Source organism: Legionella adelaidensis (genome assembly GCF_900637865.1).
Classification (GTDB): domain Bacteria; phylum Pseudomonadota; class Gammaproteobacteria; order Legionellales; family Legionellaceae; genus Legionella_A; species Legionella_A adelaidensis.
In genome coordinates this window covers 39,355-54,330 of the sequence record NZ_LR134414.1, presented here as the reverse complement: position 1 = coordinate 54,330, position 14,976 = coordinate 39,355, and the positions used below count along the sequence as shown (strand labels likewise).

The window sequence follows — 14,976 nt, the reverse complement described above, 5'->3', positions numbered from 1 at the left end:
CATAATTAGAATGCCCTGCTTTTATATATCGTTCTAGATACTGGCAAGCATATTTCATGCGTACGGTACCCAGGTAGACCGCACCGCCTTTCATTTTGTGAGCCAATTTTTCAACAGCGGTCCAATCCTGACTTTCATGTGCCTTTTTAATAGCTTCTATATCTTTAGGGAGTTCTTGATTCGCCATGAGGTCTAACATTTGTAAGAGTAATTCTTCACTACCGGAATTTTGGATGCCTAAATTTTTATCTAGAATAGAATATTGATCCAAGGTGAAAAGCTCATCCTCTGTATCAGGTAAATCGACCCCCAATGAGTTTGTTGTTTTTGGGGTATTTTCCTCTAGTATATGATCATTAAGACCGTTTATACCGGGTCTAATTAAAGATACAGCTGTCTTCATAATTTCCAAACTAACCGGTTTTGTAAAAACCTCAGTAATTCCAGCTTGCAAACATTCCAGCTTTGCTTCGTCGCGAACATGGGCAGTTAAAGCAACAATCGGTATGGGTTTTTTATTTTCAGCAGCTTCCCACTCGCGAAATAGCTTAGTGAACTGTATGCCAGATATTCCCGGTAGCCCAATGTCACTGACAATCAGATCGAAAGGATGGTTTTTGGCCAGCTCTAACCCGCTTTCGCCATCAATAGCAGATTGGTATTGAAGCCCTGCACGCAAAGCAAATGTTTCGGCCATTTTTAAAGCGATAGTATTATCTTCTATCAGTAATACCTTCGGTGCGTTAATAGAGGCAGTTGGCTGGGAAGTTTTTTTTAATGACGGCTTAGAAAATACCTTTTCTTTTTTATCTTTAAGTCTATTGTCCTCAAATTTTTTAGTAGGTTTCCTTCCTATTTTGGAGGTTAGGTCAAAGTAAAAAGTAGTCCCTTTTCCTTCTTCGCTAGTAACATGTATAGCGGTCTCTAACAAATTTGCGTATTCTTGAGCGATATGCAGTCCTAAACCGTGTCCTGTATAAACGCCTTTGTATGAAGGACTTATTCTATAAAAGCGTTCAAAAACTTTGTTTAACTTGTCTTTAGCGATACCAATGCCTGTGTCTATCACTTCAAATCGTAATTTCGTTTGGTCTCCACAATTAGAAACACAATTAACTTTTATAGTGACCGAGCCTTCTTTTGTAAATTTTATAGCGTTACCTAAAAGATTTAATAAAATTCGATGGATTTTTGTACGGTCATTAAATAAATAAAGAGGAACATTCTCTTCAATATCTAATAATAGAGAGAGACCTTTTAATTTTGTCGAAGGACGCTCTAAATCAACTAAACTCTGTAAACAATGCCTTAACTCAAAATCTTCAAAATGCAGATCATGTTCATTTACATTATCTGCAGAGACCACATCTAAGATACCATTTAAAAGGCCTAATAGTTGCTCTGCACACTGATTAATGGATTCGGAGAATTGCTTTTGTTCTTCGTCTGCAGCAAGTTCTTCGAGAAGCTCCGATAAGCCAACGATCCCACTTAGTGGGGTGCGTATGTCGTGGCTCATATTTGCAATGAATTCTGTTTTAGCTAAGCTAGCTAATTCAGCATTTGCTCTTGCTTCCTTTAGTGCCGTAATTTCTACTGAAATACCCGCAATACCTACAACTTCTCCGTCTTTGTTTCGCAAAGGAACTCTATTTGATAAGAAGTTTGAAAAAGTCCCATCGGCATGAGGAACGGGGGGATCTTCTACTCCAAAGATAGGCACTCCCGACTCCATTACTGTAAGATCATCATTTTTTAATTTTTGGCAAAGCCCCTCCGGCCAGGCACAAATTTCTGCTAATTCTTCGTAAGTTTTTCCTTTAAAATCTTCTCGGGTCATATTTAACATGTTTAAAACATTTTGATTGCAATTGATCATTTTACAGTCGCGATCCACCCAATAAACATTGCAAGGCATATTCTCAATAAGAGTCTCTAATTGAAAAATTTCATTCGAAGCTAATTTTGGCTTTAACTCTATGGAGTGAATGAGATAAAAAATGTTATGAGCATCATCAATTTTTTCTATCTGCCATTCGATTTCTTGATTGTTAATTAAGAGTGATTTCTTTTGAGGAAATTGAGTAGTGGGGTCTGTAATGTAAAATTCAAAAGCGTTTTTTATTTCTTTCTGAAGTAACAAATCGTTCAAATACAGTTGTTTTGCCGTTTCATTAATATCCAGCAGCCTGAGTTTTTCATCAAATATTAACATAGCCTCAGAAGAGCTATTTAAAAGTGAGCGAATTAAGGGGTGGTGGATAATATTCATACTTTTATGTTATTATACTACCAGTTGGTTCTTTTGTTTTCCTGGTAAAATCAATTGTTTAATTTTTTCGGGTGGAATTTCACTAAGTATAGTATGGAATTTTAAAATGTTTTCTTGTTTTTTGATCGGTGAAGATAGTTTACTTATTCAATGTGGTAAATTATTGTTGGAACAAAGCTGCAAAATTGAAGCGATTGTTTCTCCTCTCTTAAGCGTACAAACGTGGGCAAAAAAACAGGACATCCCTTGTTTCCCTTCTTTAAATGATTTTCAAGAGAGTTCTCCTCGCAATGTAGATTACATTTTTAGTATCGTAAATAGCTATATTCTTTCACATTCAGTTTTAAAGTTCGCAAGAAAAGGCTCTATTAATTATCATGATTCCATACTACCTAAATATGCTGGAGTAAACGCTACTACGTGGGCGCTACTAAGCGAAGAACGCGAACATGGAGTTAGTTGGCATTTAATCGATGCAGGAATCGATGAGGGGGATCTTCTTAAGCAGGTAAAATTTCCTATTCTCCCTGAAGATACCGCATTTTCACTAAACCTACGTTGCTATGAATACGCAGTGCAGTCGTTTAAGGATCTTTTAGTCGAGCTTGTTAACGAAAATGTCAAATTACAGAAACAAGATTTAACTCAGCGTAGTTATTTCGGGGTAAGTGCAATTTTACCTAATTTTGGATTTATTGATTGGGAAAAATTTTCGGGAGAATACATTAAGCTATTTTGCAAAGCGACTACCTTAGGGCATTACAATAATAATATTGGCTCGTTAAAATTATATTTAGCTAACGACTATATATTAATCAAGGAAGTTGAAATATCTGAGATAGCCTCGAACTTTGGCCCGGGACTCATTTTAGATTTTACCGAGGATTTTTTAGAGATTTCAACCATATCCAAAGCAATAAAAGTTAAAAATATTGTTTCAAAACAAGGGAAGACGCTCTCCCCTCCGGAGGTCATGCGTCATTATGGTTTAAAGGTGGGGGATCAACTTCCCGTTTTTAATGAAATATCTGCGGCAGAAAAAAAATTCTATGCGCAAACTATTAAACATGAAAGTTACTGGTTATCTGAATTAAAAAATTTAAATGAGCACACGACTTTCCCCACTAGCCTTAAAAACGAACATAAATTGCGTGTATTAGATACTATCTCTTTTGAGCCTTTTATAGTTAAAAGCCAAGAATTATTAAATAATGTTCTTTCTGCCATTCTTATTTATCTTTATCGCTTAAATAATTTTGAAAACACAACAGTTTCATTTGCTATCGATGACGGAAATTTTTCTGGCCACGTTGAGAATATTTATTCTAAATTTATTCCTGTATCTACAAACTGGGATAGCAAAGAGACCTTGGGCTCCATTGCCGAAATAATAAAAAATAGCGTTCTGGTCCAAAAAAAATACCAAACTTTTTTCACAGATATTGCTGCGCGTCATTCCGTGTTAGAAGGGAAAGACTTAAATACAGGAATTGTAATTAATACAACGGGTATATCTTTTATAGATAAATTACCGGAGAAGACCCTTCTCTATTTTGACTGGTGTAATAGTTCAAAAACTTTAAAAATTTATGAATCTATAGATCCACAATATCACTGTGGTCTCTTAAATGTTCTGTTGAACAATTTAGCAAATCATATATTAAACATTTTTAAACTTTTAATTGAAGAGCCTCATACAAAAGCTGCTCATTTTGATTTTTTAACCACTGATGAGTCAAAAACTTTAGTTAACAATTGGGGTAAAGGGGAAACAGTTGCTATACCACAAAAATCAATATATCAAATATTTTCTGAAAATGTTAAAAACTTTCCCCACAAAACCGCTATTATTTTTGGAGAGCAAACAGTTACATACTTAGAGCTCGATGAAATGGCTTGCAAAGTGGCCGCATTTATCCGTGAGAAAAACCTTCCATCACAGTCATTAGTTGGGGTATATCTCCAAAGAAGTCCAGAAATGTTAGGAGTTATCTTAGGAATTTTAAAAGCAAACTGCATCTATGTTCCTTTAGACACGCGCTACCCTTTTTTAAAAATTGAAACTATTATTGAAGAGTCAAAATTTAACTATTTATTTACAACTATCCCGCTAAAAGAAAATCTAAAAACACATTTTAGTAAAAATATAAACCTCAAAATTCATCCAATTGAAAAAATTCTAGATAAAAATTTAGCAGAAAATAAGGAGATAAATCAGCCATCCTTTGATAGCTTGGCTTATGTTATGTTTACCTCCGGGACTACCGGTACTCCTAAAGGAGTTATGATTTCCCAAAAGAACGTTCTTAATTATTGTTATTGGTTTCTTGCCACCACTGAATTTAATGAAAACTCCATTATCGATTTTTCGTCTTCGATCGCCTTTGATTTATCCGTCCCTTGTACAATAGCCCCTCTAATTAGAGGCGGATGCGTTGCCATTTGCTCTGTCGAAGAAAAAACCAACCCCAAGCTTTATCTAAAATATTTAAAAAAGCAAAAAGTAACTCATGTAGAATTAACACCAGGTTATGTTGAAATGCTTTTACATTACCCGTCGTTAGTAAAAAATTTAAAGGATTTAAGATACATGATGCTTGGAGCGGATGTGGTCCACACTGAAGAAGTAGTGAAATGGAAGAAGCTAGCTCCCCATCACCGAATTGTCAATGAGTATGGCCCAACAGAAGCAACCGTCTCTGTTACTTCTTTTTTTATTGATGAAAAAGACTTTTTCAATGAAGCGAGCGTTCCAATCGGAAGACCTGCTTTTAATTCCAGTGCCTACATTTTTGATAAGTATAAAAATTTGTGTCCTATTGGGATGAAGGGTGAGTTATTTATTGGTGGTTCTCAAGTAGCCGAAGGATATTTAAATAAGCCTCATATGACGCAGGAAAAATTCGTGCGTTTAACCATTGAAGATAAAGAAGAAGTTTTGTATAGAACTGGGGACTTGGCGGCCTGGTTACCTGGGGGGTATTTACAATTTTTTGGCCGAAATGATTTTCAAGTAAAAATTCAAGGATATCGGATTGAATTACCGGCCATTGAGTCAGTACTTTTAAAAATTCCAGAAATTGAGCAAGCTGTAGTTCTGGTACAAAAAGGGGCGGTAAAGGAAAAATATTTACGAGCTTATATGGTTAGCAATAATAAAGATATTTCTATAGTAGATATAAAGAAATTTCTAGCTGCGCATTTTCCTTCCTACATGATTCCTAAAGAATTTTGTTTAACTGATAAAATCCCTTTAAGAGATAATGAAAAAATTGATCTGGTGGCACTAAAAAAACAATCTTTTCAAATGCTTACTTACGAAGATCAGGTAAATGAGGAACTTTCAGAGAATGAAAAAATAATTATTGGTATTTGGCAGCGAGCATTTCATATTAGAGCTATTGATCATCATGCAGATTTTTTTGATCTAGGTGGAGATTCTTTGTTAGCCCTACAAATTATGCTCGAAATAAAACAATACTTTAAAAAAGAAATTCCACTTTCTTACTTATTTGAATATCCCACAATAGCAAAATTAACAGCACAAATAGAAAAGCAGCTAAATAAAAGAGAAAACGCTGGTCCTGTAACCCTATTAAAATTAGCAAAAGGGGAGCACGCAATCCCGTTGTTTCTTGTTCATCCAGTTGGAGGTTCAATTTTTTGGTACAAGCATTTGGCTTCACTTCTCTCAAAAAGATTCACGGTTTATGGAATTCAAGACCCAAGTATAGATGGTCATTCCCTTCGTTTTAAAAGCTTAGAAGATATGGCAAGTTATTATCTACAAGAGATTCAAAAAATTTATAAAAAAGAATGTTTTTATCTGGCAGGTGCTTCTTTTGGCGCTACTGTAGCTTTTGAAATGGCCAATCAATTACAAGCTTTAAATAAAAAAGTCGGTTTTTTAGGATTAATAGATGGCTGGGCTCATTATCCTGATAATATGATGAAAGAGAATACAACAAAGCTTCTTATTAACCACGACAAAAAAATATCTGGGGATAAAAAAGAATATTTAGCAAATTTAGAGGAATATAGGAAAGAACTTTTACAAAAATATAGGTTTCCTAAATTAAAGCTCGATCCTTTTTTATTCAAAGCTTCAGAGTTATGGAATGATTTTATTCCTATAGACCACCCAGTAAATGGATGGTCAACATATATTGATGGAAAAATTAATAAACTACTTATTCCCGGAAATCATGAAACTATGTTATTCCAGCCGAATGTGAAATCATTGGCGATGGAGATAACCAATATTCTTTCAACCTCAATCTAACACCCAGCCTATAGGAGGGTACATGCGAAAGGACTTATATTAACGTTTTTCAAATTGTTTAATAATCAACAATAATACAATCCCAATTACCCCGCCAATAGCCGTGCCATAACCGAGGGATTTTAAACTGCCAATAATTGCACCCAATATCATGGAGACTGCTAACTCCGCGCTGTAGCCTAAGGAGTAGAGGACAATATCTGCGATATTATTTTGTGCAATTTCTTTGGTGCGGAATGTTTTTTGATGAATTTTATAGACAGTATAGAAGAGAGATGTTCCCCCACCGATGATAGAACCAATGATTAAGCCTATAAGAACGCCCATGCTTATCCCAATATCTAAATGGAAATAAGGATCCTTGCATTCTGGACATATGCCATAAGAGGATAGTATAAAAGAACAGGCTGCTGCTCCAATGAGCGCGCCGCTGGCGCCACCAACAGGGGTTCCTATTACTGCAGCAATATATGCGCTAGGATTTTGAATTAAATTTACAAGTGCTTCTTTGATATTCATAATATTTACCTCTAAAGCCGTTAAAGCTGTATCTTGAGATTTTTTAATGGAAAAAGCAAAGACTATCGATCTACCCTGGGCTACTACCATTCAATTGCTTGTTATTTTGGGAGGCATCCCTTTTTTTGCGCTGTTAGACAGCCCTTTTCTTACTTCTTATTTTTCTTATGATCAAAACGTAAGCAACACGGTAATGCTTGTTTTTTACACATGGCTTCTTATCATATCCGAGCGAAAATTATATTGGTTAATCTTGTTAATGACCATTTGCAGTTTAGGCGCCGAAATTATTGGTACGTATATTATAACGGCGTATCGTTATCGCTTAGATAATATTCCTATTTATATCCCTTTGGGGCATGCAGTAATTTACACTACGGCTTATCAATTGTGTAGACATTCCATCGTGTGGCGTTTTCGAAAGCCTATTGAAAAGAATTTAAAATGTATCGCTTTCTTTGTGTGTTTTTTTTCTTTGGTTTTCTTAAATGATGTAGGTGGTTTCTTATGCTATTTAATTTTTTTAATTCTTTTAGCGACGCGAAAAAAACCTTTATTTTATTTATGTATGTTTTTCATAGTGTATTTTGTTGAGATATCAGGTACTGCCTTGTCTACGTGGGTATGGTATGGGCAATTAAATAATCATCCGGAATATCCATCGACGACTATTTTCCCTTCTGGTGTTGCTGGACTTTATGGAATGGTGGATATCGTTTGTAATTTCTCCTACATAACCGTGCGAAAAATTATCCATAGGTTTAAGTTGAAATTAAACAAAGTGTGCACGGTTTAAAATCTTCTTGCCTTCGTCTTAATAATTCCTTAATGTTCCCAGTTTAAAATGGTCTCTTTTTGTGTTGTAAATAAGACGAAGTTAATGGAGTTGAGCTGCTGATGGTTATTTATCTCATTACTGCCTTTATATTGCTTCTTAGTTTAATTTGCGCGTTTGTAATGTTTTATAAACTAAGAAAACAACCTTCAGTAAAGATTTCCCCAGTTGAATATTTAAAATTAGGAATAAGCGGCGTTATCGCTTTTATTTCTGACACCTTGGGTGTGGGGAGTTTTGCAGTTAACGTTGCACTGGCAAAATTGTTAAATACCTTCGCGGATGACGAGCTTCCTGCCGTTAACAATGGTGCCCAGGTAATACCTGGAACCATTGAGTCTTTATTCTTCATGCAAATTATTAATGTAGATCTGACTACCCTGGTAACACTCGTTGCGGGAACTTGTATTGGTGGTTTATTAGGGGGAGCGGTTGTAAGCCGACTGAGCAAACAAGCCATTCGCTTGGCTATGATGTGCTGTTTTGTATTAATTATCTTTTTGCTATTAGCCCATCAATTTCATGTATTGCCAGTGGGCGGCGATGTTTCTGAGCTCCATTCATGGAAGTTAATAGTGGGCTTTCTGGCAATGATTGTTTGCGGCGCTTTAACTTCAGTTGGGATTGGATTGTTTGTTATGGTGCAAGGGGTATTGTTTTTATTAAATGTGTCCCCTTTAGTTGCCTTTCCTATTATGACCACAGCCGGTGCCATGCAACAACCCTTAACGACTTTGGTATTTTTAAAACACGATAAAATTCCATTGAAAAAAACCTTAATACTTAGTTTTTCCGGATGCTTGGGTGTGTTTATAACGCTTCCCCTCTTTGCCCATCTTACAGTAACTTGGCTGCACTCATTACTTTTAGCAATTGTAATTTATAATTTAATTGCTATTGGACGTTCTTATTTCCGTGCGCGTCCTGTTAAAAGCGACTGGGATTATTCTTTGGAAAATAAAGCGAATAACGTTTAACGGTATTCGCCAAATATCCCTGCCCCGCCTATAATGAATACCAATATTTATAACGCGTGATATTAATGGAAGATATAAAAAGTAAATCGCAAAAAAAGCGCGAAGCAGATGTTTTGCAAAAAATTGGAGTAAAATTAATCGATTTAAGCAAGGAGAAATTAGATACCTTGCCTCTTTCTCCGCCGCTTAAACAAGCTATCTTGGATGCTAAAAAAATAAAAAGTCATGGGGCTATCAGGCGCCAATCGCAACTTATTGGGAAGCTCATGCGAGCTGATGATAGTGCAGCGATTATTGACGCGTATGAAGGGCTTTTGGCTAAAGAGAGGGCGCAAACGGCTGCATTTCATGAGCTGGAACAATGGCGCGATCGTTTAATAAATGAAGGTAAAGATGCACTAACCGCTTTTATAGATGCTTATCATCCACAAGATGTGCAACAACTCAGGCAGCTTGTAAAGAAGGCAATAGAAGAGCAGCAAAAGCAACAGAATAAAGGTGCAGCCAGAGCATTGTTTCGTTTTTTAAGGTCTTGTGTAGAATGATACATAACGTATTTGTTAGTTGTCCTAAAGGATTGGAATATTTATTGGAGGACGAGTTAAAAGCGTTAGGCTTAAGGGTGACTCGTGTTAGTCCTCAAGGTGTTTTCGGTGAGGCCACTATACAAATCATTTATCAATTGTGCTTGTGGTCCAGAATAGCCAACCGCATTCAATTATTATTGTTCAATGGCCAAGCTCATAATGAGCAGACCCTTTATGGCCTCTGCAACCAATTTGCCTGGCAAACGGTTTTTTCCGCTAATAAGACATTTGCTATTGAGTTTCATGGTTCAAATCCACAAATTAGAAATTCTATGTTCGGTGCGCAGGTAGTCAAAGATGCGATAGTCGATCATTTTCGCCGTCTTCAAGGCGTGCGACCGGCCATAAATAAAGAAAAACCGGAAATTCTTATACACGTTCATTTAAAGAATGACATAGTAACCGTGAGTTTTGATTTAACCGGCTATAGCCTTCATCAAAGAGGATACCGAAGTCACGCAGGCGCCGCGCCTTTAAAAGAAAATGTAGCTGCAAGTATGCTTATTCGTGCTAATTGGCCCCATTTGGCTTCACAAGGATATACTTTATATGATCCCTTTTGTGGTGCGGGAACATTGATTATAGAAGGTGCCATGATCGCTGCACAGATAGCGCCCGGACTTTTACGAGACGATCAATCTTTGCATCACTGGGTTTTGCACCAGCCCTCACTGTGGGAAAAATTGCGTGCACAGGCTTTACAACAAGTGAGACCCGTTACGCAAAAATTTTACGGCACTGATAGTGACGTCAGAATGATTAAAATTGCTAACGAAAATGCTTCGCGTGCGGGCGTTGCGCGGCTAGTTGAGTTTGATGTTGGTTATTTAAAAGATGCAAAACCACTTGCTCCAAAAGGATTATTGATAGCTAATCCACCCTATGGTGAGCGTTTAGGGGATGCCACCCAGCTAGTTCCTGTTTATCAACAGTTAGGCAGTATAATGCATACGCATTTTCAAGGGTGGCGCGCTGCTTTTATCACCTCCAATCCGTTGTTAGCTAAAGCTACAGGCCTTCGGGCTGAGAAACAATATACGCTTTTTAATGGTCCTATTGAGTGTAAATTATATACATTAAATCTGGAGGGAAATGAGCTACGCGGCACACGTAGCGGCAAATTGTCAGCGGGTGGTGAAATGTTCGCCAATCGATTAGAGAAAAACTTTTCTCATCTTAGTAAATGGGCCAAAAAAAACCATATAAGTTGTTACCGTGTCTATGATGCCGATTTGCCAGAATATGCATTTGCTATTGATATTTATAATGATCATGCAGTATTACAAGAATATACGGCGCCCTCTAGCATTCCACAGCATAAAGTGGAGCAACGCAGTTTAGATGTTATTCAAATAACCCCTTCGGTCTTACGTATTCCTCCCGAGAATTTAGTTGTTAAACAGCGAAAACAGCAAAAGGGAACGAGCCAATATCAAAAGCTTAATAAAACCAAACATTCCCTCATAGTTCAGGAAGGCCAGGCAAAAATAAAAGTGAACTTGTATGATTATTTAGATACGGGGTTGTTTTTAGACCACAGACCGCTTCGTCTTCGCTTTGCGGAGCTGCCTAGTGGGACGCGTTTTTTAAATTGTTTTTGCTATACTGCGACGGCTAGTGTACATGCTGCGCTTGCAGGTGCTTTTACTACCAATGTTGATTTATCCAACACGTATCTCCAATGGGCCGAAGAAAATTTTAAATTAAATAATCTGCCTATAAACAAGCATCAGTTTATTCAATATGATTGTATTAAGTGGTTAAAAACAACCCATGACCGATTTAATGTTATTTTTCTCGACCCGCCTAGTTTTTCAAATTCTAAGCGTATGAACACGACTCTAGATATTCAACGGGATCATGTTGCTTTGATCGATGCAGCCATGCGTATTTTGACGGCCGATGGGATACTTTATTTTTCTACCAATTTAAGGCAATTTAAACTCTCGCCCCAGATAAAAGAAAATTACGAAGTGAAAGATATAAGTTCAGAAACGATTGATGTGGATTTTAAAAGGAATTCTCGGATTCACCAATGCTTTACTATAAAAAAGATTCCTAACTAAAATTCTCTATTTTCAATATCTTAAAAAGTTATACCTAAGCATTCACAAAGTTATCCACAGAGATAAATTTTGGTCAAAAATAAAATTATATAATAATCAATAGGTTGCGAATGAGGGCGCAAATAATACAAAAAAGCAGCAAAGTTATTCACATGTAACAACTTGTTTAGTATCAGTACCCTTGCATTTTCTGTTACACTATCTTTTTAAAAAAAGTACTACCTCGAACTAAAATATGACAACTGACTTGATTGAGCGCAAACCGATTACCGAATTTACGGAAAAAGCATACTTAGATTATTCTATGTATGTGATTCTTGATCGTGCACTTCCCCATATTGCCGATGGCTTTAAACCTGTACAAAGACGAATAATTTATGCCATGTCCGAGTTAGGACTCAAAGCAACTGCAAAATATAAAAAATCAGCGCGTACTGTTGGGGATGTTTTAGGTAAGTTCCACCCTCATGGTGATCAAGCTTGTTATGAAGCGATGGTGCTGATGGCGCAACCTTTTTCTTATCGCTACCCTTTCGTGGATGGGCAAGGTAACTGGGGTTCGCCGGATGATCCTAAGTCTTTTGCCGCCATGCGTTATACGGAAGCGCGATTATCGCCCTATGCTGAAGTTCTTTTGTCAGAATTACAGCAGGGTACGGTGAATTGGGTAGATAACTTTGATGCTACTTTACAAGAACCATCCTTACTACCTGCGAGGCTCCCGAATGTTCTTTTAAATGGGGCGACAGGCATTGCGGTGGGTATGTCTTCTGACATACTTCCTCATAATTTGAAAGAAGTAGCCAATGCTTGCATCCGTCTGCTTGATAAACCCGAAGCCACGCTAACCGAGGTATTACGTTACATAAAAGGGCCTGATTTCCCTACCGCTGCAGAAATTATTTCTTCTCCTGAGGTCATCCGTAATATATATGCCACCGGTAACGGCTCTATAAAAATGCGCGCTGTTTATCATATAGAAAAACATCATATCGTTATTACGGCGCTTCCTTATCAAGTTTCCGGTGCTAAAGTGGTTGAGCAAATTGCCCAGCAAATGCAACAAAAAAAATTACCTATGGTGGACGACATTCGGGATGAATCTGATCATGAAAATCCTACCCGTATAGTAATTATTCCTCGCTCAAATCGCATAGATGAGGAAGGTTTGATGCTGCATTTATTTGCTACAACCGATTTAGAACGCAGTTACCGTGTAAATTTCAATATGATCGGCCTCAATGGAAAACCGCAAGTTAAGAATTTACTAGAAATTCTTAACGAATGGCTAACATATAGACTGCAAACCGTGAAGAGACGACTTCATTATCGTCTGGAAAAAATTCTTGATAGGTTACATGTTTTGGAAGGCTTAATTATTGCATTCCTCAATATTGATGAAGTAATTGCAATTATCCGAGAAAGTGAAAATCCCAAACAGGAGTTAATGGCACGCTTTACTCTAAGTGAGCGTCAGGCCGAAGCTATTCTCGATTTAAAACTACGTCACTTAGCAAAATTGGAAGAAATGAAATTACGTGCCGAAAGTGATGAGTTAAGCAATGAACGCGACTCCATCCAAAAAATTCTTGCCAGTGATGCCGAGCTTCGCAATTTGGTAAAAAGTGAGATCCAAATCGATCGTGACCTATATGGTGACGCTAGACGCTCTCCTATTATGGAGCGTCAGGATTCTCAAGCTTTACGTGAAGAAGACATACTACCAAATGAGCCTATTACCGTTATTCTTTCTCAAAAAGGGTGGGTGAGAGCAGCCAAAGGCTATGATGTGAATGGACGTGATATTAGTTATAAGGCGGGCGATGAATTTAAAGCGCAAACCAATGCGCGTACCAATCAGCAAATTCTATTTTTTGATAGTGAAGGGAAAGTCTATAATCTTCCTGGCCATGTGCTACCATCAGCAAGAGGACAAGGTGAACCTTTAACTGGAAAATTAAATCCTGCGGAAGGAATGTTATTTACTGCTTTATTAGGAGGGGAACCAGAAGACTGGGTATTGTTAGCAAATGATGCGGGGTATGGATTCATTACCCAAGTTAAAGAGCTTTATGTTAAAAATCGCAATGGAAAAGCATGCTTAAAGTTACCCGTTAATAGTCAAGTGTTAACGCCAAGATTTATCAGTGATAAAGAAAACGATTTAATTGCATGCGCAACAAATACCGGCCGATTATTACTTTTTCCTGTAAAAGACTTACCCATTCTATCCCGTGGAAAGGGGAATAAGCTGATTAATATACCCGCTGTAAAAGCACAGCAGCGCGAAGAATTTATCGTAGACTTACAAGTATTTTCAGCGGATTCCTCTTTAACTGTTCATGCCGGAAAAAGGCATTTCACATTAAAAGGCAATGATTTACAGCCATATCAGGGAGAACGAGGCAGAAGAGGAAATCGCCTGCCGCGGGGGCTACAAAATGTGAGCGCTTTAGCAATTTCCAAGGAGTAGGCAATTTTTGTTATATTGTTTAAAGACACCTAATGCAAAAGAGCTGTTGGAGCCGCAAGGCCCCCTCTCTTTTAATCTTGCGGCACCACCTACTTCTTTCTGTGAGTCATTCCAGCTGCAGCCTGGTCTGTAGGCATTATGATCATCTCGCTAATGTTCACATGCGCCGGACAACTTACACAAAAATAAATGGCTTGGGCAATATCTTCTGGATTAAGTGGAGTCATTCCTTGGTAAACATTATCCGCACGTTGTTGATCACCTTTAAAACGAACCAGGCTAAATTCCGTTTCGACAGCTCCCGGATCGATACTGCTAACGCGAATTTTGGTACCCAATAGATCCATGCGTAAGCCCTGAGAAATCGCTTTTACGGCGTGTTTCGAGGCACAGTAAACAGAGCCTTTTGGATAAACTTGGTGACCGGCGATTGAGCCTAAATTAATAATATGACCTGTATTGCGCTCAAGCATTTGAGGAAGGACCGCTTTACTAACATATAAAAGCCCTTTCACGTTTGTGTCTATCATTGCTTCCCAATCTTCTATATCCGCTTCTTGAAAATTTTCCAAGCCGGCTGCCAATCCTGCATTATTGATTAAAACATCAATATTTTGCCAATTTCCTGGCAGGCTCTTAAAGGCGGTAAAAACTTTATTTTTATTTCTAACATCTAATGCAAAAGTGTGGACATCAATCTTATATTTTTCCTGGAGTGTACTTTTTAATTCCTGGAGACGCTCTTGCCTGCGAGCACACAACAATAAATTGGCACTTTTTTGGGCAAATAACTCTGCGCATGCTTTGCCGATTCCGCTAGAAGCGCCGGTAATCAATACAGTTTTATTCTTTAATTCCATGTCCGCAATATCCTTTAAAAAGCGATTTTTTTTTCGTTTGTGCTTCGGAAAGTAATAAATTTCGCAGTAAGTGTTTCTGTCTCTTCTTTTTACTCTGGAAACAAA

8 protein-coding genes and 1 pseudogene are annotated in these 14,976 nt (G+C 37.5%); 6 read left to right on the top strand and 3 right to left on the bottom strand.

Annotated elements, in window-relative coordinates; all coding sequences use genetic code 11:
• Positions 1-25: 25 nt before the first annotated feature.
• Positions 26-2,272 (bottom strand): annotated as a pseudogene (locus tag EL206_RS00295) (ATP-binding protein); the annotation flags it as partial.
• Positions 2,273-2,378: 106 nt separating this feature from the next.
• Between EL206_RS00295 and EL206_RS00530 the strand changes: the two are divergent.
• On the top strand, positions 2,379-6,554 hold the full coding sequence (locus EL206_RS00530; protein WP_058463129.1) for an amino acid adenylation domain-containing protein: 4,176 nt from the start codon (positions 2,379-2,381) through the stop codon (positions 6,552-6,554).
• Positions 6,555-6,593: 39 nt separating this feature from the next.
• On the opposite strand, the gene EL206_RS00525 is transcribed toward EL206_RS00530, so the two are convergent.
• A complete protein-coding gene (locus tag EL206_RS00525) occupies positions 6,594-7,073 on the bottom strand; it encodes a hypothetical protein (protein WP_131739593.1) in 480 nt (159 codons plus the stop codon).
• Positions 7,074-7,119: 46 nt separating this feature from the next.
• Between EL206_RS00525 and EL206_RS00520 the strand changes: the two genes are divergently transcribed.
• The 5 genes from EL206_RS00520 to parC all read left to right on the top strand — a co-directional run bounded on the left by EL206_RS00520 (position 7,120) and on the right by parC (position 14,011).
• Positions 7,120-7,869 (top strand): hypothetical protein, encoded by a 750-nt coding sequence (locus tag EL206_RS00520; RefSeq protein WP_058463127.1) that lies wholly within the window; start codon positions 7,120-7,122, stop codon positions 7,867-7,869.
• Between the two features lie 101 nt (positions 7,870-7,970).
• Positions 7,971-8,885: a sulfite exporter TauE/SafE family protein gene (locus EL206_RS00515; RefSeq protein WP_058463126.1), complete on the top strand. Its 915-nt coding sequence runs from the start codon at positions 7,971-7,973 to the stop codon at positions 8,883-8,885.
• 65 nt (positions 8,886-8,950) lie between these two features.
• Complete coding sequence (yjgA, locus tag EL206_RS00510; protein WP_058463125.1) at positions 8,951-9,430, top strand: ribosome biogenesis factor YjgA; 480 nt, start codon at positions 8,951-8,953, stop codon at positions 9,428-9,430.
• Positions 9,427-11,538, top strand: a complete 2,112-nt coding sequence (gene rlmKL, locus EL206_RS00505) for a bifunctional 23S rRNA (guanine(2069)-N(7))-methyltransferase RlmK/23S rRNA (guanine(2445)-N(2))-methyltransferase RlmL (protein ID WP_058463124.1) — start codon at positions 9,427-9,429, stop codon at positions 11,536-11,538. The genes yjgA and rlmKL overlap by 4 nt, the downstream gene beginning before the upstream one ends.
• A 235-nt stretch (positions 11,539-11,773) precedes the next feature.
• Entirely contained in the window at positions 11,774-14,011 is a 2,238-nt protein-coding gene (gene parC, locus EL206_RS00500) for a DNA topoisomerase IV subunit A (protein WP_058463123.1), read from the top strand.
• Positions 14,012-14,100: 89 nt separating this feature from the next.
• Here the strand turns inward: parC and EL206_RS00495 are convergent, their stop codons facing one another.
• Positions 14,101-14,871: an SDR family oxidoreductase gene (locus tag EL206_RS00495; RefSeq protein ID WP_058463122.1), complete on the bottom strand. Its 771-nt coding sequence runs from the start codon at positions 14,869-14,871 to the stop codon at positions 14,101-14,103.
• Between the last annotated feature and the right edge of the window lie 105 nt (positions 14,872-14,976).

Bases quoted from the DNA above. Each gene is read 5' to 3' on its own strand.
- EL206_RS00515 (WP_058463126.1), top strand. From the start codon at position 7,971: ATGGTTATTTATCTCATTACTGCCTTTATATTGCTTCTTAGTTTAATT.
- rlmKL (WP_058463124.1), top strand. From the start codon at position 9,427: ATGATACATAACGTATTTGTTAGTTGTCCTAAAGGATTGGAATATTTA.
- EL206_RS00525 (WP_131739593.1), bottom strand. From the start codon at position 7,073: ATGAATATCAAAGAAGCACTTGTAAATTTAATTCAAAATCCTAGCGCA.
- yjgA (WP_058463125.1), top strand. From the start codon at position 8,951: ATGGAAGATATAAAAAGTAAATCGCAAAAAAAGCGCGAAGCAGATGTT.
- EL206_RS00495 (WP_058463122.1), bottom strand. From the start codon at position 14,871: ATGGAATTAAAGAATAAAACTGTATTGATTACCGGCGCTTCTAGCGGA.
- parC (WP_058463123.1), top strand. From the start codon at position 11,774: ATGACAACTGACTTGATTGAGCGCAAACCGATTACCGAATTTACGGAA.
- EL206_RS00530 (WP_058463129.1), top strand. From the start codon at position 2,379: ATGTTTTCTTGTTTTTTGATCGGTGAAGATAGTTTACTTATTCAATGT.
- EL206_RS00520 (WP_058463127.1), top strand. From the start codon at position 7,120: ATGGAAAAAGCAAAGACTATCGATCTACCCTGGGCTACTACCATTCAA.